This window comes from Blastococcus litoris (assembly GCF_003075095.1).
GTDB lineage: Bacteria > Actinomycetota > Actinomycetes > Mycobacteriales > Geodermatophilaceae > Blastococcus_B > Blastococcus_B litoris.
Window position 1 is genome coordinate 25,964 of record NZ_QCZF01000011.1, and the last position, 21,934, is coordinate 47,897.

Consider the following 21,934-nt stretch of genomic DNA (forward strand, 5'->3'; position numbering starts at 1 on the left):
GTGCCCGTCCGGCCGGGAGGCGTCAGGTAGAGTCTTCTCCGGCGCCGCGAGGTGCCACCCATGGGGTATGGGGTAATTGGCAGCCCGACGGTTTCTGGTTCCGTTAGTCTAGGTTCGAGTCCTGGTACCCCAGCGAGGAAGCTGACGTCCTGGCAGCACGATTCCTCCGGCACCACCCGCACGGCCCCGTCGTCTAGCGGCCCAGGACGCCGCCCTCTCACGGCGGTAGCGAGGGTTCGAATCCCTTCGGGGCTACGCATCGAGAGCCCCCGGCCTCCACGGCCGGGGGCTCTCGGCGTCTCCGGGTCCGGCCCCGTGCACGCCCGCTCCCGGCAGCGTGGCAGACTGTGGGGGCACGGCCCCGTCGTCTAGCGGCCTAGGACGCCGCCCTCTCACGGCGGTAGCGAGGGTTCGAATCCCTTCGGGGCTACACCGTGCGCGAGCCCCCGACCTCACCGGTCGGGGGCTCTCGCCGTTTCCGGTGAACCCGTCACCCCGGAGTGGCCCGTGATCACCGGGCGGACTAGCGTCGATGCGGCCCCTCACGCTCGGTGATCCGGCCGACGAGGAGGGGTGGCGCCGCAGTGATCCGCACGAGCCGTCGTCTGGCCGACGGCCGGGAGATCCTGTACTTCGACCGCGAGCCGACCCAGCGCGAGGCCGTCGACACCCGCGACCTGCCCGCCGTCTCGAACCGCTCGCAGCTGCGCTACGACGCGCTGCTCGGCGAGTGGGTCGCCATCGCCTCGCACCGGCAGAGCCGCACCTACCTGCCCCCGGCCGACGAGTGCCCCCTGGACCCCTCGAGCCCGGGGCGGCCCACGGAGATCCCCGAGAGCAGCTACCAGGTCGTCGTCTTCGAGAACCGGTTCCCGTCGCTGGCGACGGGGGTCGAGCGGGACGTCCCGCCCACCGCGCCGGGAGCGCCGCTGGCGGAGCTGCGGCCGGGCTTCGGGCGGGCGGAGGTCGTGTGCTTCACCGACGACCACGACCGCGTGTTCGCCGACCTCGGCCACGACCGGGCCCGCCTGGTCGTCGACGTCTGGGCCGACCGCACGGAGGCGCTCAGCGCCATCGACGGCATCGAGTACGTCTTCCCGTTCGAGAACCACGGCGAGGAGATCGGGGTGACGCTGTCGCACCCCCACGGGCAGATCTACGCCTACCCGTACCTCCCGCCCCGCATCGAGCGGATCCAGGCATCCGTCCGCCGGCACCGCGAGGCGACCGGCGGCGACCTCTTCGCGGAGGTGGTCGGGTCGGAGCGGTCGGGTCCCCGCGTGGTCACCGCCAACGAGCACTGGACGGCGTTCGTCCCGGCGGCCACCCGCTGGCCGTACGAGGTGCAGCTGTTCCCGACCCGGCGGGTGCCCGACATCCCCTCGCTCACCGGCGAGGAACGCGACGCCTTCGTCGACGTCTACCTCGACGTCCTCGGCCGGTTCGCGCACCGCATGGACACGCCCATGCCCTACATCGCGTCCTGGAACCAGGCCCCGGTGCACGTCGGGCGCGAGGACTGGTGGCTTCACCTCCAGGTGTTCTCGTTCCGGCGGGCGCCCGGGAAACTGAAGTACCTCGCCGGCTCCGAGTCCGGGATGGGCGCCTTCATCACCGACACCGACCCCGAGGACGTCGCCGAGCAGCTGCGCGCCGTGGTGCTGCCGTGAGCTCCGACCAGGACGCCGCGCACCGCGCGCGGGAGGCCTTCACCGCGCGGTTCGGCGGGGAGCCCGAGGGGGTCTGGGCGGCGCCCGGCCGGGTCAACGTCATCGGCGAGCACACCGACTACAACGGCGGCTTCGTCCTCCCGATCGCCCTCGAGCACACCACGCGCGCGGCGGTCGCCCGGCGCGGCGACGGACGGTTCGCCGCGGCCTCCCTGCAGGACGACGGCGGGGCCGTGGAACTCGACCTCGCCGACCTGGCGCCCGGCAGCCCCGAGGGCTGGGCCGGGTACCCGGCGGGGGTCGTCACCGGCCTGCGCGACCGGCTCCCCGGCGGCATCAGCGTCCTGGTCGACAGCGAGGTCCCGGTCGGGGCGGGGCTGTCGTCCTCGGCAGCGCTGACCTGCTCGGTCGCCCTGGCCCTGCGCGACCTCGTCGCCCCGGAGCTGGACGGGCCCGACCTGGTGGAGATCGCCCGCGGTGCGGAGAACGACTTCGTCGGCGCCCCGACCGGGATCCTCGACCAGTCCGCCTCCGTGCTCTGCACCGCCGGTCACGCCCTGTTCCTCGACACCCGCGACCGGTCCAGCGAGCAGGTGCCCCTGGATCTCGCCGGCGCCGGCCTCGCGCTGCTCGTCGTCGACTCGGGCGTCACGCACGAGCACGCCGGCGGCGGCTACGGCGACCGGCGCCGGGAGTGCGAGGAGGCCGCCCGGCGGCTGGGCGTGGACCTCCTCCGCGAGGTCGAGGACGTCGACCGGCTCGCCGTGCTGTCCGACGGCACGGCCGAGGGCGAGCTGCTGCTGCGCCGGGCGCGGCACATCGTCACCGAGGACGCCCGCGTGCTCGAGGTGGTCTCCGCGCTGCGCGGGGACGCCGATCCCCGGACGATCGGACCCGTGCTGACGGCCGGCCACGAGTCGCTCCGGGACGACTTCGAGATCTCCGTCCCGCTGCTGGACGCGATCGTCGAGTCGGCCCTCGATGCGGGCGCGCACGGCGCCCGCATGGTGGGCGGCGGCTTCGGCGGCAGCGCGATCGCGCTGGTCGACGCCGACGCGGTCGACGCGGTCACCGCGGCCGTCACCACCCGTTTCGAGCGCGAGGGAGCCCCCGCGCCCCGCACCTTCGTCACCGTCCCGTCCGCCGGGGCGCGACGGCTCGCGTGACCGCATCCGAGAAGAGGATCTGAGATGGACGGCTCCCTGCAGCTCGACGCGAACGTCGTCGACTACGCGCTCGTCGCGGCCTACTTCGCCGTCGTCCTGGGCATCGGGTTCGCCGCCCGCCGGCGCGTGTCCGACAGCCTCGACTTCTTCCTCTCCGGGCGGTCGCTGCCGGCATGGGTGACCGGCCTGGCGTTCATCTCCGCGAACCTGGGCGCGGTCGAGATCGTCGGCATGTCGGCCAACGGGGCCCAGTTCGGCATGGCGACGATGCACTACTTCTGGATCGGCGCCGTCCCGGCCATGCTGTTCCTGGGCGTCGTGATGATGCCCTTCTACTACGGGTCGAAGGTCCGCAGCGTCCCCGAGTTCATGCGCCGCCGGTTCGGCACCGGGGCGCACCTGGTCAACGCGATCAGCTTCGCCGTCGCCCAGGTCCTCATCGCCGGCATCAACCTGTACCTGCTGGCGCACATCGTCGAGCTGCTGCTGGGCTGGCCGCTGTGGGTCTCGCTGATCGTGGCCGCCATCGTCGTGCTCAGCTACATCACGCTGGGCGGGTTGTCGGCCGCCATCTACAACGAGGTCCTGCAGTTCTTCGTCATCGTGGCGGCCCTGCTGCCCCTGACCCTGATCGGCCTGCACCGGGTGGGCGGGGTCGGCGGGCTGATCGACGAGATCACCGACGCCGGCAACGAGGACATGCTCTCGTCCTGGCCCGCGACCAACCTGACCGGCTTCGAGAGCCCGTTCTGGTCGGTCGTCGGCATCATCTTCGGCCTGGGGTTCGTGCTGTCCTTCGGCTACTGGACGACGAACTTCGTCGAGGTGCAGCGGGCGATGGCCACGCACTCGATCTCCGCCGCGCGGGCGACGCCGATCATCGGGTCGTTCCCGAAGATGTTCATCCCCTTCATCGTGGTCATCCCCGGCATGATCGCCACGGTCCTGGTGCCGGAGGTCGTGGAGGCCAAGGCGTCCGGGGATCCGGACTTCGACTACAACAATTCGATCCTCTACCTGATCAGCGACGTGCTGCCCAACGGCCTGCTGGGCGTCGCGCTGGCGGGCTTGCTGGCCGCCTTCATGGCCGGCATGGCCGCCAACATCTCGGCCTTCAACACCGTCTTCAGCTACGACCTGTGGCAGCAGTACGTGAAGAAGGACCGGCCGGACGGCTACTACCTGAAGGTCGGGCGCTGGGCGACGGTCGGCGCCACCGTGATCGCCATCGGCACCGCGCTGATCGCGTCGGGCTACACGAACCTGATGGACTACCTGCAGACGCTGTTCGGCTTCTTCAACGCGCCGCTGTTCGCCACGTTCATCCTCGGCATGTTCTGGAAGCGGATGACGCCGACCGCCGGTTGGACCGGTCTGGTGTCGGGCACCCTGGCGGCGGTGCTGGTCGCCGTGCTGAGCGAGGACTCGCTGGGCGCGCTGTCCACGGGCGTGATCCCGCTCAGCGGCCAGGGTGCGAGCTTCGTCGCCGCCGGCGCGGCCTTCGTCGTCGACATCGTCGTCAGCGTCCTGGTCACGCAGGTGACCGCGCCGAAGCCGGCCGCCGAGCTGGTCGGGCTCGTCTACTCCGAGACGCCGAAGGAGCAGCGCACCGACCCGGAGGCGAGCCGGCTGCCCTGGTACCGGTCGCCCACGAAGCTGGCCGGGATCTCGCTGGTCATGGTCATCGCCCTGAACCTGATCTTCCGCTGAGCCAGGAGGCACTCCGATGAGCAGCTCCCCGAACGGGTCCGGCGAGAAGCACGCCGCCGGTGCCTTCGACGTCCGCAACGTCATCGCCGCGCTGATCGGCTTCTACGGCGTCGTGCTGCTCGTCGTGGGACTGGTGGACGGCGACGAGGCGCTGGAGAAGACCGACGGCTTCGACGCCAACCTCTGGGTCGGCCTCGGCATGATCGTCTTCGCGCTGGCGTTCGCGCTGTGGTCGCGCCTGCGGCCGATCGTGGTCGCTTCGCCCGAGACCAGGGACGACGAGGAGAGCCGGCCCGCCTAGCCCACGGCCGCGCCCAGCACGGTGACCGGCACGCGCTGGACGAGGTTGTTCGCCATGCCCTGGCGGTTCCACTCCGGCTCGACCGGCTGGGCGCCCTGCTCGTCGGTGGCGCGGACGAGCAGCTCGGCCGGCCCCGGTGACGCCGACCAGTCGTACGTCCAGGCCCGCCAGGCGAACGGGTGCGCCGGGTCGGCGGCGGCGAGGGCCGCCTCGTGCCAGGACGAGCCGGCATCGGTGCTGACCTCGACCCGGGTGACCGGCGCCCGTCCCGACCAGGCCCGGCCCGACAGCGGCACGACGCCGGCACGGACGAAGCGCTCCCGGGTCATGAAGTCGGGCCAGCCGGGCGGGGCCACGAGCGCCCGGGGCCGGATGCGGGTCACCGGCTCGCCGGCGTCCTCGGCGTCGACCTTCAGCCGGTAGGCGGTCGCGTTCTGGTAGCCGGTGAAGGGCTCGGTCAGGACGTCGATCCGCGTCAGCCACTTCACGTGCGCCATGCCGTACCAGCCGGGGATCACCAGCCGCACCGGGGCGCCGTGCTGCGGCGGCAGCGGCTGCCCGTTCATCGCCCAGACCAGCAGGGCCTCGGGGCGCAGCGCCTCGGCCACCGGGAGCCCGCGCGCGTAGTCCTGCTCCACCCCGCGCTCGACGCCGTGGTCGGCGCCGGTGAACACGACGTCGACGGCGCCGGGGGAGAGGCCCGCCTCCTCCAGCAGCGGCGCCAGCGGGGTGCCGGTCCACTCCGCGGTGCCGACGGCCTCCAGCAGCCACGGCTGGCTCACCGGGCGCGGTTCGAGCCGGGCCCGCCCGTTGCCCGCGCACTCGAGCAGCACCCGGGCGGTGACCGCGGGCCGGGCGGTGAGGTCCGCCAGGTCCAGGGTGACCGGCCTGTCGACGGCCCCACCGATCTCCAGCCGCCACGACCCCGGATCGACGGCCGGGATGTCGAAGTGGGTGAGCACGTAGTGCAGCCCGGGCGGGGTCACCTCGTAGCGCAGCGCCTCCAGCGGGAGGCCGTGGTTGCGGGTGGCGAGGGCCAGCTCGTCCAGGCCGATGCCCTCGCCGGGCTCGGCGATCCGGGCGCTCCCGGCGTACCTGTCAACGACGGTCACCGGTGCAGTGTGGTCCGTCAGCGCGCCGAGCGGGAGATGGCTGCCGCCGCGTCGAGCACCGCGCCGATGACCTCGGGGCTGGGCCGCCGTCCCAGCCGCTCGACCGGCCCGGAGATGGAGACCGCTCCGAGGACCGCACCCGAGCTGTCGCGCACCGGCGCGGACAGCGAGGCGACGCCCGGCTCCCGCTCGGCCACGCTGTGCGCCCACCCGCGCCGGCGGACGTCGAGCAGCGTGCGGGCGGTGAAGCTGGCGTTGGGCAGCAGCCGGTTCACCTCGTCGGCGGGGGTGAAGGCCAGCAGCGCGTGCGCGGCCGAGCCGGCGGTCATGGGCAGCCGGGCCCCGACCGGCACGGTGTCGCGCAGCCCGCTGGTCCGCTCCGCGGCGGCCACGCACACACGGGTGGCGCCGTCGCGCACGTAGAACTGGGCGCTCTCCCCGCTGGCGTCGCGGAGGGTCACCAGGTGGCGGCCCGCCAGGTCCCCGAGGTCGGCACCGCCGCGGCCGAGTTCCGCGAGGGCGGGCCCCGGCGCCCAGGCGCCCTCCTGGTTCCGCCGGACCAGCCGGTGGCCCTCCAGCGCGACCGCCAGCCGGTGGGCGGTGGCCCGGGGCAGGCCGGTGCGGCTGACCAGCTCGGCGAGGGTGGCCGGCTCGTCGGCCACGGCGCGCAGGATGGTCACCGCTTTGTCCAAGACGGCGACGGGGTTAGGCTGTCCCATACAGCAATACTTGCATCCCACAGTGTGAGATCGCTACCGCGACGCACCGGGATGCCCCGGTGAGAGGACGGATCGTGCCGAAGACCCTGGCGGAGAAGGTCTACGAGGCCCACGTGGTGCGCAGCGCCGCGGGCGAGCCCGACCTGCTCTACATCGACCTGCACCTCGTGCACGAAGTGACCAGCCCCCAGGCGTTCGACGGCCTCCGCGCCGCCGGCCGCACGGTGCGCCGGCCCGACCTCACCATGGCGACGGAGGACCACAACGTCCCCACCCTCGACATCCTCGCGCCGATCGCCGACCCGGTGAGCCGCGCGCAGATCGAGGCGCTGCGCGCGAACGCCGCGGAGTTCGGGATCCGGCTGGCCCCGATGGGCGACCGCGACCAGGGCATCGTGCACGTCATCGGCCCCCAGCTCGGGCTCACCCAGCCCGGCATGACGATCGTCTGCGGCGACAGCCACACCTCCACGCACGGTGCGTTCGGTGCTCTGGCCTTCGGCATCGGCACCAGCGAGGTCGAGCACGTGCTCGCGACCCAGACGCTGCCGCAGTACAGGCCCAAGCAGATGGCCGTGACGGTGAACGGGGAGCTGCCGCCCGGCGTCTCGGCGAAGGACATCATCCTGGCCGTCATCGCGCAGATCGGCACCAACGGCGCACAGGGCCACGTCATCGAGTACCGCGGCAGCGCGATCGAGGCGCTGTCCATGGAGGCCCGGATGACGATCTGCAACATGTCGATCGAGGCCGGCGCCAAGGCGGGGCTGATCGCCCCCGACCAGACGACCACCGACTTCCTGAAGGGCCGCCCGCACGCCCCGCAGGGCGCGGACTGGGACGCCGCGGTCGAGTACTGGTCGACCCTGCGCACCGACGAGGGCGCGGTCTTCGACGCCGAGGTGGTCATCGACGCCGCGACGCTGAGCCCGTTCGTCACCTGGGGCACCAACCCCGGCCAGGGCCTGCCCATCGAGGGCGTCGTCCCGGACCCCGCCGACTTCGCCGACGAGGGCCAGCGCAAGGCGGCCGAGCAGGCGCTGGCCTACATGGGGCTCACGCCGGGCACGCCGCTGCGCGAGATCGAGGTCGACACCGTCTTCCTGGGCTCCTGCACGAACGGCCGGATCGAGGACCTGCGGGTCGCCGCCGAGCTGCTGCGCGGCAGGAAGATCGACCCGGGGACCCGCATGCTCGTCGTCCCCGGCTCCGTGGGGGTCAAGGCCCAGGCCGAGGCGGAGGGACTCGACACCGTCTTCCTCGAGGCCGGCGCCGAGTGGCGAGGTGCGGGGTGCTCGATGTGCCTGGGCATGAACCCCGACCAGCTCAAGCCGGGCGAGCGGTCGGCGTCGACCAGCAACCGCAACTTCCAGGGCCGGCAGGGCAAGGGCGGGCGCACCCACCTGGTGTCGCCGTCGGTCGCCGCCGCGACCGCCCTCACCGGCAAGCTGACCGCCCCCGCCGACCTCGAGATGGCTGGAGTCTGAGACCGATGGACGCCTTCACCACGCACACCGGCACGGCCGCGCCCCTGCGACGCTCCGCCGTCGACACCGACCAGATCATCCCGGCCGAGTACCTCAAGCGGATCACCCGCACCGGCTTCGAGGACGGCCTGTTCATCGCCTGGCGCACCAACGAGCCCGACTTCGTGCTCAACCAGCCGCAGTACGCCGCCGCGTCGATCCTCGTCGCCGGCCCCGACTTCGGCACCGGCTCCTCCCGCGAGCACGCCAACTGGGCGCTGCTCGACGGCGGCTTCCGGGTGGTCATCAGCTCCCGGTTCGCCGACATCTTCCGCAACAACTCGACCAAGTCCGGTCTGCTGACCGTCGTCCTCCCGCAGGACCAGGTCGAGGCGCTCTGGACGGCGGTCGAGGCGGACCCGGCGCTGCCGGTCACGGTCGACCTGCAGGCGAGGACCGTCGCCTACGGCGACACGGTGGTGCCCTTCGAGATCGACGACTACGTCCGCTGGCGGCTGCTGGAGGGCCTGGACGACGTCGGCCTCACCGAGCGCCACCTCGGCGACATCGAGGCCTTCGAGGCGAACCGGCCGGGTTTCCTGCCGAAGGCGCAGCCGGTCGCCTGACCCGGACGGTGCAGCAGCTCAGGCGGGCGCGTCCGGGTCGGCGTCGAGGTCGCGGTAGTAGTCCGCGCTCAGCCCGCCCGGGCGCCCGCCGAGCACCCAGACGCTGCCCTTCGCGGAGGGCGGGTAGAGCCTGACCCCCTCCACCCGCACCCCGAGCGCCATGAGCACCGACGGGATCGCCCCGCCCTGGCTGCAGACGACGGTGACGCCGGGGGCCGGCCGGGGGGCCATCAGCTGCTCGACGGCGGCCAGCCCGGCCTGCGGATCGGCGGCGAACTCCTCCTCGCCCAGCTCGTCGAGCGGCTCCACGGGCAGCCCCAGCCGCTCGGCCAGCGGGGCCACCGTCTCCTCGCACCGGGTGCGCCGGGCCGAGAGCACGGCGGTCGGCGCGAACGCCGGCAGCACCTCGGCGAGCCGGGCGGCCTCGCGGCGGCCGCGGCCGTCCAGCGGCCGGAGGTCGTCGGGCCCGTCCCAGTCGCGCCGGCTGCCGGCGTGCCCGTGCCGGACCAGGAGCAGGGTGGGCATCCGCGGGACGTCCTCGCGCAGGAGGTCGGCGACCACCGCGCGGTCGTGCTCGTGGGTGCACAGCGCAGCGGCCTCCCCGGGCGGGAGCCAGCGCAGCTCGTCGACCTCGTCGTTGGGCTCGAAGGCGCCCCCGACGGCCTGCATCACCCAGTAGTCGACACGCTTGACGCCCTCGACGACCGGATAGGTGGTGCGGATGCCGCGACGGCCGACCACCACCTCCAGGCCGGTCTCCTCCCGGACCTCGCGGACGGCGGCGCCGAGCGCGTGCTCCCCGCGGTCGAGCTTGCCCTTCGGCAGCGACCAGTCGTCGTAGCGCGGCCGGTGGGCGACGGCGACCTCGAGGCCACCGTCCGTGCCGGGGCGCCAGACCGCGCCACCGGCCGCGGCGACGGTCGGGGGTGCCTCAGCCAGCGTGCTCACCGACCGAGGCCAGGCGCTGCGCGTGGTAGTCGGCGTCCCCGGTGCGCGTCCACTCGCCGTCCCCGCCCAGCTGCCAGCTGCGGATGTCGGGCGCCATGGCGGAGTCGAACATGCCCGCCAGCTGCCGGCGTGCCGTCTCGTCGCACACGCGGAGCAGCACCTCGACGCGGCGGTCGAGGTTGCGGTGCATCAGGTCGGCGCTGCCGAGCCACCACTCCTCGTCCCCGTCGTTGAGGAAGGACATCACGCGGGAGTGCTCCAGGAAGCGGCCGACGATCGAGCGCACCTGGATGGTCTCCGAGAGCCCCGGTACCCCGGGACGCAGGGAGCAGATGCCGCGGATGAACAGCTCGACCGGGACGCCGGCCGCCGAGGCCTCGTAGAGGCCGTCGATGATCCGTTCGTCGACCAGGGAGTTGAGCTTGAACCGGATCCCCGACCGCTTGCCCTCGGCGGCGTTGCGGGCCTCCCGGCGGATCTTCTCCAGCAGCCCCGAGCGGATGCCGTGCGGGGCGACCATCAGCATCCGGTAGTTGGTCTGGCGCGAGTAGCCGGTCAGCGTGTTGAACAGGTCGGTGAGGTCGGCGCCCACGCGGGGGTCGGCCGTCAGGATGCCGAGGTCCTCGTAGATGCGCGCCGTCTTCGGGTTGTAGTTGCCGGTCCCGATGTGGCAGTACCGGCGGAGCACGCCGTGCTCGCGCCGGACGACCAGCGCGGTCTTGCAGTGCGTCTTGAGCCCGACCAGTCCGTAGACGACGTGGCAGCCGGCCTGCTCCAGCCGTCGTGCCCAGCTGATGTTGGCCTCCTCGTCGAAGCGCGCCTTGATCTCGACGAGGACGACGACCTGCTTGCCCGCCTCGGCCGCGTCGATGAGCGCGTTCACGATCGGGGAGTCGCCGGACGTGCGGTACAGCGTCTGCTTGATAGCCAGCACGTTCGGATCGGCGGCCGCCTGCTCGATGAACCGCTGCACGCTCGTGGCGAACGAGTCGTAGGGGTGGTGGACCAGGACGTCGCCCTCGCGCAGCGTGGCGAACACGCTCTTGGGGGTCTCGCCCTCCGACAGCCGCGGGTGCGTGGCCGGCACGAAGGTCTCGTCCTTGAGCTCGGGACGGTCCAGGTCGTAGAGGGCCATCAGCGCCGCGAGGTCCAGCGGGCCGGGCACGGTCACCACGTCCGCGGGGCTGATCTCCAGCTCGGAGAGCAGGACCTCGAGGATCTGCGGATCCATCGAGTCGGTGACCTCGAGGCGCACCGCCGGACCGAACCGGCGCCGGGCCAGCTCCCGCTCCAGGGCCTGCAGGAGGTCCTCGTCGCGGTCCTCCTCGACCTCCAGGTCCGCGTTGCGGGTCACCCGGAACAGGTGGTGGTCGAGCACGTCGAGGCCCGGGAAGAGCTGCGTGAGGTGGGCGGAGATGAGGTCCTCCAGCAGGAGGAACGTCGTCTCGTCGGCCGGCCCCACGGGGATGAAGCGCGGGACGTTGTTCGGCACCTTGAGCCGGGCGAACCGGGGTGCGCCGGTGTCGGGGTCGCGCACCGACACGGCCAGGTTCAGCGACAGCCCGCTGATGTAGGGGAACGGGTGCGCCGGGTCGACCGCCAGCGGGGTGAGCACGGGGAAGACCTGGTCGCGGAAGTACTCGCGCAGCCGCCGCGCGTCGTCGTCGGCCAGGTCGGTCCAGTGGACGATCCGTACGCCCTCGTCCTCGAGCCGTGGGGCGACGTCCTTGATGAACACGTCGGCGTGCCGCTGGACCAGCTCCTGGGTGCGGGCGGTGATCAGCTCCAGCTGCTCGCGGATGGTCAGGCCGTCGGGGGAGCGGACGGTGAGCCCGGTGGTCTGGCGGCGCTTGAGACCGGCGATCCGCACCATGAAGAACTCGTCGAGGTTGCTGGCGAAGATCGACAGGAACTTCACCCGCTCCAGCAGCGGCAGCTGCTCGTCCTCGGCGAGGTCCAGCACCCGCGCGTTGAAGTCCAGCCAGGAGAGCTCCCGGTTCAGGAAGCGATCGGCCGGCAGGGGACTGGTCCGCGACGGGCTCTCGGCAGGCACCGGTTCATCGTGCCGCACCCAGGTGAACGGCGAGTGATCAACTGCGCGGGTCCGGTGCGGCCAGCCGGGACGCCAGCGCGGTCGTCCGGGGCCCCGCCCCCAGCTGCACGGCCGCCCGCAGGTCGGCCTCCGTGTCCACGTCCCGCAGCAGCCCGGGCCAGGCGCCGGTCAACGCGACGGCGCCCCCGGCGAGGTGCGCCGCCGCCGAACCGGGGCCGAAGCGCGGGCGCAGGTCGGTGCCGACGGCGGTCAGCAGGGTGGTCCCGGTGCCCTGCGCGTCGGCGACGAAGGCGCGCGGAGCGGCGGCGGCGGCCGCGAGGGCGGCGCCGAGCTCCTCGGGGCGCAGCCCCGGCAGGTCCGACGACAGGGCCGCCACCGCCGGCCCGGGAGCGCTGCGCGCCCCGTGCTCCAGGGCGGCGTTGAGGCCGCGGTCGGGTGCGTCGGGGACGGTGCGCGCGCCCAGCTCGCGGACCAGCGACGCCGCGGCCGGCTCGTCGGTGACCACGACCACGGTGCCGACGGCGGGGCAGGCCGCCGCGGCGGCCACCGTGTCCGCGAGCAGCGCCAGCACGAGCTCCCGGTGGGCGGTCGCGGCGTCGTCCCGGCCGGCGGTGAGCGGCCGGAGGCGGGTCTTCGCGACGTCCAGCCGCTTCGCGGGGACGACGACCGACCAGCTGCGCACGCCCCCATGTGAGCACATGCGCGCGTGGGTGCCGCACGGACGGGGGACCCGGTGCGCGGCGGACGGGCGTGCAGGGTCGATCATGGGCAGGATCACACGGGACGAGGGGAGGCGGCCGATGGAGCAGACGTCCTCGGGCGGTGCAGGAGCCGGCAGCACGGCGGCGGTCGCCCGGCCGGGCGGGCGCCGACCGGCCAAGTGGCGTACCCGCGGCCGGCTGTCGTACGGGATGGTCGCCGCGGTGGCGGTCATCTACCCCGTCTCCTCGCTGATGTTCCGCCTGCGGTACCGGCACGGCGAGCGCATCCCCGTGACCGGGCCGGTCCTGCTGGTCGCCAACCACGTGTCGGTCCTCGATCCCCTCGCCTGCGCGCGGCTGGTCTTCGACAACGGCCGGCTCCCGCACTTCCTGGCCAAGCAGTCGGTCTTCAAGGGCTACGCGGGCACCCTGCTGCGCAGCGCGGGCCAGATCCCGGTGGCCCGGTACAGCGCCGAGGCGCACGGGGCCCTCGATGCGGCGAAGGCCGACCTGGACGCGGGCAACGTCGTCGTCATCTACCCCGAGGGGTCGGTGACCCGCGACCCGGACTGGTGGCCGATGCAGGCCCGGACCGGCGTCGCGCGGCTGGCGCTGACCACCGACGCCGTCGTCCTCCCGGTCGCCCAGTGGGGCCCGCAGGACGTGCACGACTACCACAGCAAGAAGCTGCACCTGCGGCTCCGGGCGCCGGCCGACTACCTGGTCGGGGAGCCGGTCGACCTGTCGGCCCAGCGGGCCGCGGTACAGGAAGGCAAGCCGTTGAGCGTGGATCTGCTGAGGGAGACGACCGACCTGATCATGACCCGGGTCCGCGACCAGCTGGCCGAGCTGCGCGGCGAGCCCGCACCCCTGACCTTCCACGCGCGCCCGCGGCGCGAGCTACCCGGCGACCTGTCCGGGAGCGCGGCGTGACGCGCGCGGCGGTCCTCGGGGCGGGCTCCTGGGGCACCACCTTCGCCAAGGTGCTCGCCGACGCCGGCTGCGACGTCATGCTGCACGCCCGCCGTCCCGAGCTGGCCAAGTCCATCACCGAGGACGGCGAGAACCGCGACTACCTCCCGGGCGTGCGGCTGCCCGGGGCGGTGCGGGCCACCGCCGACCCGGCCGAGGCGCTGCTCGACGCCGACGTGGTGGTGCTCGCGGTGCCGTCCCAGTCGCTCCGGGACAACCTGACCTCGTGGTCCTCCCTGCTGCCCGGCGACGCCACGCTGCTGTCGCTGATGAAGGGGATCGAGCTGGGCTCCACCAAGCGGATGAGCGAGGTCATCTGCGAGGTGACCGGCGCCGGCACCGACCGGGTCGCGGTGCTGTCGGGCCCGAACCTGGCCCGCGAGATCGCCGAGGAGCAGCCGGCGGCCACCGTCATCGCCTGCCCCGACACCGAGCGGGCACGGCGGCTCCAGGCGGCCTGCCACACCCCGTACTTCCGGCCCTACACGAACCCCGACATGGTCGGCTGCGAGCTCGGCGGGGCGGTCAAGAACGTCATCGCGCTGGCCTGCGGCGTCGCGGAGGGGCTGGGCTTCGGCGACAACACCCGCGCCTCGCTGATCACGCGCGGCCTGGCCGAGACCGCCCGGCTGGGCATGGCCCTCGGCGCCGAGCTGACGACCTTCGCCGGCCTGGCGGGTCTCGGCGACCTGGTGGCCACCTGCAGCTCGCCGCTGTCCCGCAACCGCACCTTCGGCGAGAAGCTGGGACGCGGCATGACCGTCGCCGAGGTGCAGGAGAGCACCCGGCAGACGGCCGAGGGCGTGAAGAGCTGCCGGTCGGTGCTCGACCTGGCCCGGGCGCACGGCATCGACGTCCCGATCACCGAGGCCGTCGTGCGCGTCTGCCACGAGGGCGAGGCGCCGGCGCAGATGGTGAAGGAGATCATGTCGCGCGAGGCCAAGCCGGAGTGAGCGACCACTCCTCGGGCGGTGACACGACCCCCGGGTCCTGGGGCGATGACACGACCCCCGGGTCCTGGGGCGATGACACGACCCCCGGGTCCTGGGGCGATGACACGACCCCCGGGTCCTGGGGCGATGGCACGCGGTCGGTCCGGGCGGGGGAGAGCAGCCCTGTCGCAGGCGCGCCCCTGCGCCCGTCCCCGGTCTTCGCCGCCCCCTTCCACCTCGCCGACCTGCCGCCGCGCGCGAACGGTGCCGACGCCTACGCCCGCACCGAGCAACCCACGCTGCGCGAGTTCGAGGCGGCGGTCGGCGAGCTCGACGGCGGCCGCTGCCTGTCCTTCGCGACCGGCATGGCCGCGCTCACCGCCGCCGTCCTGTCCTGCACGGCCTCCGGTGACCGCGTGGTGCTCCCCTCGGACGGCTACTACACGACCCGGCTGCTCGCGGCCGAGGAGCTGCAGCGGTTCGGCATCGCGGTCGAGTACGTGGCCACCACGGAGGTCGGCGCCTTCGCACGCGACGGCGGGCTGGACGGCGTCCGGCTGGTGCTCCTGGAGACGCCGAGCAACCCGCTGCTCGACGTCTGCGACATCGCGGCGGTCGCCCGTGCCGCGCGGGCCGGCGGCACGCTCGTCGCCGTCGACAACACGACGGCGACACCGCTGGGCCAGCGCCCGCTCGAGCTCGGCGCGCACATGACCGTCGGCAGCGACACCAAGGCGCTCACCGGGCACAGCGACCTGCTGCTCGGGCACGTGAGCACCGCCGACGACGAGCTGCATTCCCGGCTGAAGGGCTTCCGCGACCGGACGGGGGGCACGCCGGGCCCGTTCGAGGCCTGGCTGGGCCACCGCTCGATGAGCACCCTGGACCTGCGGCTGACCCGGCAGGCGGTCAACGCGGCGGCGGTCGCGGAGGTGCTGGCCTCCTCGCCGGCGGTCACCGGCGTCCGGTGGCCGTGGCGCCCCGACGACCCCTCCTTCGCCCTGGCGACGACGCAGATGCTCCGCCCGAACGGTGTGGTGTCCGCCGAGCTGGCCGACGAGGCGGCTGTCTCGCGCCTCCTGGCCGGCACCCGGCTCTGGACGGCGGCCACCAGTTTCGGCGGCGTGCACAGCACCATCGACCGGCGGGCGCAGTGGGGCGGTGACGCCGTCGCCCCGGGGTTCGTGCGGCTGTCGTGCGGCATCGAGGACACCGCCGACCTGGTGGCGGACCTGTCAGTCGCCCTGGCTGCCCTGGACTGACCGCCAGATCCGCCGGGCTCCGCCGCCGCGGGCGGTCAGCCAGATGCTCAGGCCCCAGTAGTAGGCCATGTAGCCGAGCGACACCGCGACCACCCACGGGTTCGGGTCGGGCAGCTGCACGACCAGCACGGCGTAGGTGACGAGCCAGACGAGCGTCAGCGTCAGCGTCAGCGCCTGCAGCGACCGCATCCGGGAGGGGTAGAGGTACCGGATCGGGACGAAGACCAGCACGGCGAAGACCAGGAGCACCACGGTCGTCCAGGCATGGCCGAGGTCGAGCACGATCACGTAGAACGCGAGGACGTTCCAGTAGCTCGGCCAGCCGAGGAAGAAGTGGTCGGCGGTCTTCGCGTCGACCCGGCAGAACTGGTAGCAGGACGCCAGGAGGGGGACGGCCGCGACCACCCAGCCCGGGGTGCCCTCCGGGAGGTAGCCGGCCGTCCACAGCAGCACGATCGGTGCGAACACGTAGGTGAGGTAGTCGACGATGTTGTCGAGCAGCGCGCCGTCGAACCAGGGGATCGTCTCCTTGACCCGGAAGCGGCGGGCCAGCATGCCGTCGGTGCCGTCGATGAAGAGCGTGGCCAGCCCGAGCCAGAGCGCCGTCTCCACCTCGCCCTCGAACGCCGCGAAGACGATGAGCAGGCCGAGGACCGAGCCGCTGGCGGTGTAGACGTGCACCGCCAGGCCCGCCAGCCGCATGCCCAGGGAGAACCGCTCGGCGGGGACCACGGCAGGCGTCGTCCCCGGGGTGGAGGGGACGGCCGCCGCGGCCGCGTCGTCGCGCACGCGGGAAAGGTTGTCACACCGGCTCCACTAGGGTCGCGGTGATGAGTGGGATGGCGGGCAGCGGGTCGGGCGGCCGGATTCGGATCGCGGTCGTGTTCGGGGGCCGCAGCGCCGAGCACGCCATCTCCTGCGTCTCGGCGGGCAGCGTGATCGCGGCGCTCGACCCCGACCGCTACGAGGTCGTGAAGGTCGGCATCGCCCCCGACGGCGGCTGGGTCCTCGCCGACCCGGACCAGCGGCTCGCGATCACCGACGGCAAGCTGCCGGAGGTCACCGGGGGCACCGCCGTCTCCCTCGTCGGTGACCCGGCGGGCCGCGGCCTCGCCGTGCTCGACCCCGGCGCCGCGATCGGGCCGGCGTTCACCCGTGTCGACGTGGTCTTCCCGGTGCTGCACGGCGCCTACGGCGAGGACGGCACGATCCAGGGGCTGCTCGAGATGGCCGGCCTGCCCTACGTCGGGTCCGGGGTGTTCGCCAGCGCCGCCTCCATGGACAAGGAGTTCACGAAGAAGCTCCTCGCCGCCGCGGGGCTCCCGCAGGGCGACCACGTCGTCCTCCGGGACGCCACCGGCGCGATCAGCGCCGACCCCGCCCTGCTGGACGAGGCAGCCCGTCAGCGGCTGGGGCTGCCGGTGTTCGTGAAGCCGTCGCGGGCCGGCTCCAGCATCGGCATCAGCAAGGTCACCGACTGGGCGCAGTTCCCCGAGGCGGTCGCCACCGCCGCGGCCGTCGACCCCAAGGTCGTCGTCGAGGCGTCCGTCCCGGGCCGGGAGATCGAGTGCGGCGTGCTGGCCCGCGCCGAGGGCGGCCGGCCCGACGCGAGCCTGCCGGCGGAGATCCGGCTGCGCCCCGGGGTCGACTGGTACGACTTCTCGGCGAAGTACCTCGACGACTCCGTCGACTTCGACGTCCCCGCCGACCTGACGCCCGAGCAGACCGCCGCCGTGCAGGCCGCGTCGCTGAAGGCCTACGAGGCCATGGACTGCCAGGGCCTGGCCCGGGTCGACTTCTTCCTCGCCACCGGCCCCGACGGCCGCGACCGGCTGGTGATCAACGAGGTGAACACGATGCCCGGCTTCACCCCGATCTCGATGTTCCCGCGCATGTGGGCCGCCAGCGGCGTCAGCTACCCGGAACTCGTCGACCGGCTGGTCCGGTCGGCACTGGACGGCGGCACCCGGATCGCTCGGTGAGCCGCGGACGGCGGCCCCGGCCGGACCGGGGAGCCGTCCTGCTCGCGCTGCTGCCGTGCCTGCTGGTCCTGACCGGCTGCACGCGGGCCGTCGACGGCACACCCACCGCCGCCGGTCCGGGACCGCTGCCGTCGTCGGCCGAGGAGCTCGGCGAGCTGGTCGTGACCGACGTCGCCTCCGGGCTGCCCCGGCTGCCCGACGACGAGCTGGAGCCGCCCGCGGGCCGCAAGGAGGCGGCCGACGTCGCCGCGTACGCCGACGACCCGGAACGCGAGCGGGAGGTCCTCGAGGACTACGGCTACCGGTTCGGCTGGGAGCGGTTCTGGGGCGAGGGGCCGGCCGCGATGACCGGCGTGTTCGTCGACCAGTTCGACACCCGCGCCGGGGCGGGCGCCTACGCCGCGGACCTCGCGCGCAACGACGCCGAGCACTACGGCGCAGATCTCGACGAGCAACCGCTCGACCTGCCCGGCGGGTGCCGGCTGCTGTCGGTCGAGGACCCCGGGCCCGGCAGCGGGCTGACCGGGCCGGCCGCCCTCGTCTGGTGCGGCTCCGGCGTCTTCAGCGTGGGGGTCACGGCCGTCGCGGCGTCGGTCGACGACGCCGAGGACGAGGTCCGCGCGGTCCTGGCCGAGCAGCTGGACCGGCTCCCACCCGCGTGAGCGGGGATCAGCCGGGCTGGGGCTCGCGGTAGGGCAGCGCCGCAGCGATCTGCGGGGTCAGCGCGGTGACGGGAGCGCTGTCGACCTCGGGCGGCAGGGTGATCTGCACGTACACCGGCCGGTCGACCGTCGTCCAGACGGTGGCGTCGGGATCGCTGGTGTCGACGTACCACTGCACGCCGTTGATCTGGATGGCCGAGACCCCGACGACGTAGCCGGCCGGGCGGTCGACGCCGCAGATCAGCACCGTGGCGGGATCCCCCCACGCGTACGCGTACGGGGTGTCCGAGTCGACCCGGCGGGACGGCTCGCCGGCCAGCTCCAGCGGCAGCGTGCCCATGAGGGCCGGGCAGGACGCGTCTGCCTCCGGGGTCGCCGGGGGCACCTCGACGGGGAGCACCGGGAGGTCCTCCCGCTGCGCCGGGGTGCTGCCGTCGACCGTGGCCGGGCCGTCCCCGTCGTCCGCGGGGTCGGACCCGCCGAGGACGTTCACCAGCACGACCAGCCCGACGACCAGCGGGACCAGGACGGCGGCCGCGATCAGGGCGATCCGCCGCAGGGGGTCCTCGGGTGGCCGGGCCGGTGCCGGGACGTCCTCGGTCAGGGCTGCCTCAGCGGGCACTCAGATGTTCACGACCGGGCAGGTCAGCGTGCGCGTGATGCCGTCGACCGACTGCACGCGCGCCACCACGAGGCGGCCGAGCTCGTCGACGGAGTCGGCCTCGGCCCGGACGATGACGTCGTAGGGGCCGGTGACATCCTCGGCCTTGGTCACCCCGTCGATCTCGCTGATCGTCGCTGCTACCTGGGCGGCCTTGCCGACTTCGGTCTGGATGAGGATGTAGGCGTGGACCACGGGAAACCTCTCTCGGGCAGCACTGCCGGTTCGTCGTCCCCGCCGGCTGGCGGTCAGTTCGCCGAACCTACCTCAGCACCGGAAGGGAACCGATGACTCGCCCCCGCCCGCTGGTCCCGCGAGGTGACCCGGCCGACACCGTCAAGGTGGTCGGCGAGTTCGGCGTCATCGGGCGGGTGCTGGCCCAGGCGGGCACGGCACGGGCCGCCCAGGTCGGGCCCGGGGACGACGCCGCCGTGCTGCGTGCGCCCGACCGGCGCGTCGTCGCGACGACCGACGTCCTCGTGGAGGGGCGGCACTTCCGCCGGGACTGGTCGTCGGCCGAGGACATCGGCCACAAGGCGGCGGCGGCGAACCTGGCCGACGTGGCGGCGATGGGCGGCGTGGCGACGGCCCTGCTGGTGGGTCTCGCCTGCCCGCCGACCACCCAGACGGCGTGGCTCGAGGGCGTCGCGGCGGGGCTCGCCGCCGAGTGCGCTCCGCTGGGCGCGGCGGTCGTGGGCGGGGACCTCGTCGCCGCGGCGGCCGACAGCGACTCCGTCGTCCTCTCGGTCACGGCGCTGGGCGACCTGGCCGGCCGCCCGCCGGTCCTGCGGTCGGGCGCCCGGCCGGGCGACGTCGTCGCGCTCGCCGGCCGTCTCGGCTGGTCGGCCTGCGGGCTCGCCGTCCTCCGGCGGGGGTTCAGCAGCCCGATCGCGGTGGTCGCCGCGCACCGTCGGCCCACGCCGCCCTACGCGGCCGGCCCGGGTGCGGCGGAGGCGGGCGCCACCGCGATGTGCGACGTGAGCGACGGGCTGCTCGCCGACCTCGGCCACATCGCCACCGGCAGCGGCGTGGTGGTCGACCTCGAGCGGGCCGCCGTCGAGCGCGCCTGCCTGGAGCCCGCAGGGCCGCTGCAGCAGGTCGGCTCGGCGCTGGGCGTGGATCCGATGGCGTGGGTGCTCACCGGGGGCGAGGACCATGCGCTGGTGGCGACCTTCCCGGCCCGCGCGGCCCTGCCCGTCGGGTGGACCCCCGTCGGCCGCGTGCGCAAGGGGCGGACGGCCGGCGTGCAGGTGGACGGGGAACCGGCGCCGGACGTCGTCCGGGCGATCGGCGCGGAGGGAGCGGGACATGTGCACTTCGGCTGACGGGCACCTCGGGGGCGTCCTGCGCGACGGGACGGTCGCGACCCTGCGCCCCCTGCCCTACGACGACCCGCTGGCGCAGTACCTCGTCGAGGCGGTCCAGCAGGAGTACGTCCAGCGGTACGGCGGCCGGGACGCCGCCGTCGTCGAGCCCGCCGAGTTCCTGCCGCCGCAGGGGCTGTTCCTGGTGGCCGAGGTCGACGGCGTGCCGGCCGGCTGCGGCGCCTGGCGGGCGATGCCCGACGGGGCGGCGGAGATCAAGCGCGTGTACGTGGAGCCGGGCTTCCGCCGACGGGGCGTGGCCCGGCTGGTGGTCGCGGCGCTCGAGCAGAGCGCGGCGGCCGCCGGGCACCCGGAGGTCGTGCTCAACTCCGGCCGGGAGCAGCCGGAGGCCCTGGCGCTGTACGCCGACATGGGGTACCGCCCCGTCGCCGGGTACGGCATCTACGCCTGCGCGCCCGGCGCGGTGTTCCTGGGGAAGCGGATCGGCGGACCGGAGGAGGAGTCGTCATGGGCGTCGTGACGATCTCGGCGGCCTACGGGGCCGCGGGCGCGGAGGTCGCGCCGGCCGTGGCGGAGCGGCTGGGTCTGCCCTTCCACGACCGGGCCATCCCCGCGCAGGTCGCCGGGCGGCTGGGCGTGCCGGTGGAGGAGGCGGAGGCCAACGACGAGACGGTCGTCCGAGGGCTGTGGCGGCTGGTGGCGTCGCTCGGCACGATGCCCGACCCGGTCGGCGGGGTGGTGCCGACCGCCGGGATCCCCGACGCGCGGGCCTACCGCGAGCAGACCGAGCGGATCCTCGGCGAGATCGCCGGCGCCGCCGGGGGAGTGGTCCTCGGCCGCGGGGGCGCCATGGTGCTGCGCGAGCGGCCCGACGTCCTGCACGTGCGCCTGGACGGGCCGCCCGAGCGGCGGCTCGCGGCGGCGGTCCGCAGGTCGGGACGGCCGGTCGAGGAGGTGCGGCGCGAGATGGAGGCCAGCGACCGCGCACGGGAGGCCTACGTGCGGCACTTCTACCGGTGCGATCCCGCGGCCGCCCGGCACTACCACCTGGTGGTCGACGCGACGGAGCTGCCGGTGGACACGATGGTGGACCTCGTGGTCACGGCGGCCAGGGCGCGGGGCATCGGCCGGGACTGATCCGGGGGTGGCGGCGGCCACGGTGCCGCCGTGACCGATCCCGCGCGCCCCTGGGAACCGCCGATCGCCGGCAGCGAGACCGCGCACCTGGTGGGTGCGCTCGAGCGGCTGCGGGCGACCTCCCGCCGGAAGGCCGACGACCTCGACGCGGCCGGGCCGAACGCGACGAACCCCGGAGGTCGGTGACCTCCGGGGTTCGTCGCGCAGTCAGGCGTGCGTCAGGCGCGGACGACCTTGCCGGCGCGGATGCACGAGGTGCACGCGTTGATCCGGCGACGGTTGCCGGGGGCGATCAGCGCCCGCACGGACTGGATGTTCGGGTTCCAACGGCGCGGCGTGCGGCGGTGCGAGTGCGACACCGACATACCGAAACCGGGCCCCTTGCCACACACATCGCACACGGCAGCCACGGTTGAATCACTCCCAGAGAATCGTTCACAGACGGCGGGGCAAGGCAGCACCCGCAGAAGACCGTCGGCCAGTCTAGCCGCTCCGCGCGCGTCGTGTCGCCGGACCCCCCGGAGAGGTG

The 21,934-nt window shown here is 73.9% G+C and carries 24 protein-coding genes and 3 tRNA genes; 18 read left to right on the plus strand and 9 right to left on the minus strand.

The genetic code is table 11. The annotated features are described in order from the left end of the window. Positions 1-61 precede the first annotated feature (61 nt). The 7 genes from DCS98_RS19650 to DCS98_RS19675 all read left to right on the plus strand — a co-directional run bounded on the left by DCS98_RS19650 (position 62) and on the right by DCS98_RS19675 (position 4,847). Positions 62-133: transfer RNA gene (locus DCS98_RS19650), tRNA-Gln, on the plus strand. A gap of 49 nt (positions 134-182) precedes the next feature. Beyond that, positions 183-255: transfer RNA gene (locus DCS98_RS19655), tRNA-Glu, on the plus strand. A 102-nt stretch (positions 256-357) separates the two neighbouring features. Continuing rightward, positions 358-430, plus strand: a tRNA-Glu gene (locus DCS98_RS19660). Between the two features lie 154 nt (positions 431-584). Further along, positions 585-1,670, plus strand: coding sequence for a galactose-1-phosphate uridylyltransferase (gene galT / locus DCS98_RS23380; RefSeq protein WP_206340356.1), 1,086 nt, complete (start codon positions 585-587; stop codon positions 1,668-1,670). Then, complete coding sequence (gene galK / locus DCS98_RS23385; protein WP_206340357.1) at positions 1,667-2,836, plus strand: galactokinase; 1,170 nt, start codon at positions 1,667-1,669, stop codon at positions 2,834-2,836. The genes galT and galK overlap by 4 nt, the downstream gene beginning before the upstream one ends. 24 nt (positions 2,837-2,860) lie before the next feature. After that, positions 2,861-4,546: a sodium:solute symporter family protein gene (locus tag DCS98_RS19670; RefSeq protein ID WP_116453097.1), complete on the plus strand. Its 1,686-nt coding sequence runs from the start codon at positions 2,861-2,863 to the stop codon at positions 4,544-4,546. A gap of 16 nt (positions 4,547-4,562) precedes the next feature. Further along, on the plus strand, positions 4,563-4,847 hold the full coding sequence (locus DCS98_RS19675) for a hypothetical protein (RefSeq protein ID WP_116453098.1): 285 nt from the start codon (positions 4,563-4,565) through the stop codon (positions 4,845-4,847). Here DCS98_RS19675 and DCS98_RS19680 read toward each other — a convergent pair. Both DCS98_RS19680 and DCS98_RS19685 read right to left on the minus strand, forming a co-directional pair. After that, entirely contained in the window at positions 4,844-5,959 is a 1,116-nt protein-coding gene (locus DCS98_RS19680) for a sulfite oxidase (RefSeq protein ID WP_116453099.1), read from the minus strand. The genes DCS98_RS19675 and DCS98_RS19680 overlap by 4 nt on opposite strands. Positions 5,960-5,976: 17 nt before the next feature. Then, positions 5,977-6,678 (minus strand): IclR family transcriptional regulator domain-containing protein, encoded by a 702-nt coding sequence (locus DCS98_RS19685; RefSeq protein ID WP_116453100.1) that lies wholly within the window; start codon positions 6,676-6,678, stop codon positions 5,977-5,979. Between the two features lie 74 nt (positions 6,679-6,752). Here DCS98_RS19685 and leuC point away from each other — a divergent pair, with 74 nt between their 5' ends. After that, positions 6,753-8,165, plus strand: coding sequence for a 3-isopropylmalate dehydratase large subunit (leuC, locus tag DCS98_RS19690; protein ID WP_116453101.1), 1,413 nt, complete (start codon positions 6,753-6,755; stop codon positions 8,163-8,165). A 5-nt stretch (positions 8,166-8,170) separates the two neighbouring features. Next, positions 8,171-8,770 (plus strand): 3-isopropylmalate dehydratase small subunit, encoded by a 600-nt coding sequence (leuD, locus tag DCS98_RS19695; RefSeq protein ID WP_116453102.1) that lies wholly within the window; start codon positions 8,171-8,173, stop codon positions 8,768-8,770. A gap of 18 nt (positions 8,771-8,788) precedes the next feature. Here leuD and DCS98_RS19700 read toward each other — a convergent pair whose 3' ends face one another. Genes DCS98_RS19700 through cofC form a run of 3 tightly spaced genes read right to left on the minus strand, consistent with a single transcriptional unit; the run spans position 8,789 to position 12,453 of the window. Further along, complete coding sequence (locus tag DCS98_RS19700) at positions 8,789-9,718, minus strand: NUDIX hydrolase (protein ID WP_116453103.1); 930 nt, start codon at positions 9,716-9,718, stop codon at positions 8,789-8,791. Beyond that, the gene (locus DCS98_RS19705; RefSeq protein WP_241038443.1) at positions 9,702-11,771 is read right to left on the minus strand and encodes an RNA degradosome polyphosphate kinase; all 2,070 of its coding nucleotides are present in this window, start codon (positions 11,769-11,771) and stop codon (positions 9,702-9,704) included. The genes DCS98_RS19700 and DCS98_RS19705 overlap by 17 nt, the downstream gene beginning before the upstream one ends. 37 nt (positions 11,772-11,808) lie before the next feature. Continuing rightward, a complete protein-coding gene (cofC, locus tag DCS98_RS19710; protein WP_241038445.1) occupies positions 11,809-12,453 on the minus strand; it encodes a 2-phospho-L-lactate guanylyltransferase in 645 nt (214 codons plus the stop codon). A gap of 118 nt (positions 12,454-12,571) precedes the next feature. On the opposite strand from cofC, the gene DCS98_RS19715 reads away from it, so the two are divergent. The 3 genes from DCS98_RS19715 to DCS98_RS19725 are packed head-to-tail and all read left to right on the plus strand — an operon-like array spanning position 12,572 to position 15,638. Further along, a complete protein-coding gene (locus tag DCS98_RS19715; RefSeq protein ID WP_116453105.1) occupies positions 12,572-13,405 on the plus strand; it encodes a lysophospholipid acyltransferase family protein in 834 nt (277 codons plus the stop codon). Further along, the gene (locus tag DCS98_RS19720; RefSeq protein ID WP_116453106.1) at positions 13,402-14,397 is read left to right on the plus strand and encodes an NAD(P)H-dependent glycerol-3-phosphate dehydrogenase; all 996 of its coding nucleotides are present in this window, start codon (positions 13,402-13,404) and stop codon (positions 14,395-14,397) included. The genes DCS98_RS19715 and DCS98_RS19720 overlap by 4 nt, the downstream gene beginning before the upstream one ends. Continuing rightward, positions 14,394-15,638 (plus strand): cystathionine gamma-lyase, encoded by a 1,245-nt coding sequence (locus DCS98_RS19725; RefSeq protein ID WP_116453107.1) that lies wholly within the window; start codon positions 14,394-14,396, stop codon positions 15,636-15,638. The genes DCS98_RS19720 and DCS98_RS19725 overlap by 4 nt, the downstream gene beginning before the upstream one ends. Here DCS98_RS19725 and DCS98_RS19730 read toward each other — a convergent pair. Continuing rightward, positions 15,612-16,427 (minus strand): CDP-alcohol phosphatidyltransferase family protein, encoded by an 816-nt coding sequence (locus DCS98_RS19730; protein ID WP_241038447.1) that lies wholly within the window; start codon positions 16,425-16,427, stop codon positions 15,612-15,614. The two genes, DCS98_RS19725 and DCS98_RS19730, sit on opposite strands and share 27 nt — an antisense overlap. 41 nt (positions 16,428-16,468) lie before the next feature. On the opposite strand from DCS98_RS19730, the gene DCS98_RS19735 reads away from it, so the two are divergent. Both DCS98_RS19735 and DCS98_RS19740 read left to right on the plus strand, forming a co-directional pair. Further along, complete coding sequence (locus tag DCS98_RS19735) at positions 16,469-17,620, plus strand: D-alanine--D-alanine ligase family protein (RefSeq protein WP_277394628.1); 1,152 nt, start codon at positions 16,469-16,471, stop codon at positions 17,618-17,620. Beyond that, on the plus strand, positions 17,617-18,282 hold the full coding sequence (locus tag DCS98_RS19740) for a hypothetical protein (protein WP_116453109.1): 666 nt from the start codon (positions 17,617-17,619) through the stop codon (positions 18,280-18,282). Before DCS98_RS19735 ends, DCS98_RS19740 begins: the two co-directional genes overlap by 4 nt. Positions 18,283-18,289: 7 nt before the next feature. Here the strand turns inward: DCS98_RS19740 and DCS98_RS19745 are convergent, their stop codons facing one another. Beyond that, positions 18,290-18,904 (minus strand): DUF3515 domain-containing protein, encoded by a 615-nt coding sequence (locus DCS98_RS19745; protein WP_241038449.1) that lies wholly within the window; start codon positions 18,902-18,904, stop codon positions 18,290-18,292. After that, on the minus strand, positions 18,905-19,138 hold the full coding sequence (locus DCS98_RS19750) for an Lrp/AsnC family transcriptional regulator (protein WP_116453110.1): 234 nt from the start codon (positions 19,136-19,138) through the stop codon (positions 18,905-18,907). A 92-nt stretch (positions 19,139-19,230) separates the two neighbouring features. On the opposite strand from DCS98_RS19750, the gene DCS98_RS19755 reads away from it, so the two are divergent. From DCS98_RS19755 to DCS98_RS19770, 4 genes are read left to right on the plus strand one after another with little or no spacing between them, the layout of a single operon-like run. Further along, positions 19,231-20,268 (plus strand): thiamine-phosphate kinase, encoded by a 1,038-nt coding sequence (locus tag DCS98_RS19755; RefSeq protein WP_116453111.1) that lies wholly within the window; start codon positions 19,231-19,233, stop codon positions 20,266-20,268. Continuing rightward, positions 20,252-20,788: a GNAT family N-acetyltransferase gene (locus tag DCS98_RS19760; RefSeq protein ID WP_116453112.1), complete on the plus strand. Its 537-nt coding sequence runs from the start codon at positions 20,252-20,254 to the stop codon at positions 20,786-20,788. The genes DCS98_RS19755 and DCS98_RS19760 overlap by 17 nt, the downstream gene beginning before the upstream one ends. Beyond that, positions 20,776-21,405, plus strand: coding sequence for a cytidylate kinase-like family protein (locus DCS98_RS19765; RefSeq protein ID WP_116453113.1), 630 nt, complete (start codon positions 20,776-20,778; stop codon positions 21,403-21,405). The genes DCS98_RS19760 and DCS98_RS19765 overlap by 13 nt, the downstream gene beginning before the upstream one ends. A 30-nt stretch (positions 21,406-21,435) precedes the next feature. Further along, positions 21,436-21,591, plus strand: a complete 156-nt coding sequence (locus DCS98_RS19770; RefSeq protein WP_206340358.1) for a hypothetical protein — start codon at positions 21,436-21,438, stop codon at positions 21,589-21,591. A gap of 32 nt (positions 21,592-21,623) precedes the next feature. On the opposite strand, the gene rpmB is transcribed toward DCS98_RS19770, so the two are convergent. Continuing rightward, positions 21,624-21,866, minus strand: coding sequence for a 50S ribosomal protein L28 (gene rpmB, locus DCS98_RS19775; protein ID WP_456557909.1), 243 nt, complete (start codon positions 21,864-21,866; stop codon positions 21,624-21,626). Positions 21,867-21,934: the final 68 nt, after the last annotated feature.

What these genes read in the sequence shown, in the direction of transcription:
- DCS98_RS19670 (WP_116453097.1), top strand. Translation starts at nt 2,861, where the DNA reads ATGGACGGCTCCCTGCAGCTCGACGCGAACGTCGTCGACTACGCGCTC.
- DCS98_RS19675 (WP_116453098.1), top strand. Translation starts at nt 4,563, where the DNA reads ATGAGCAGCTCCCCGAACGGGTCCGGCGAGAAGCACGCCGCCGGTGCC.
- DCS98_RS19685 (WP_116453100.1), bottom strand. Translation starts at nt 6,678, where the DNA reads ATGGGACAGCCTAACCCCGTCGCCGTCTTGGACAAAGCGGTGACCATC.
- leuD (WP_116453102.1), top strand. Translation starts at nt 8,171, where the DNA reads ATGGACGCCTTCACCACGCACACCGGCACGGCCGCGCCCCTGCGACGC.
- DCS98_RS19715 (WP_116453105.1), top strand. Translation starts at nt 12,572, where the DNA reads ATGGAGCAGACGTCCTCGGGCGGTGCAGGAGCCGGCAGCACGGCGGCG.
- DCS98_RS19735 (WP_277394628.1), top strand. Translation starts at nt 16,469, where the DNA reads ATGAGTGGGATGGCGGGCAGCGGGTCGGGCGGCCGGATTCGGATCGCG.
- DCS98_RS19755 (WP_116453111.1), top strand. Translation starts at nt 19,231, where the DNA reads ATGACTCGCCCCCGCCCGCTGGTCCCGCGAGGTGACCCGGCCGACACC.
- DCS98_RS19760 (WP_116453112.1), top strand. Translation starts at nt 20,252, where the DNA reads ATGTGCACTTCGGCTGACGGGCACCTCGGGGGCGTCCTGCGCGACGGG.
- DCS98_RS19765 (WP_116453113.1), top strand. Translation starts at nt 20,776, where the DNA reads ATGGGCGTCGTGACGATCTCGGCGGCCTACGGGGCCGCGGGCGCGGAG.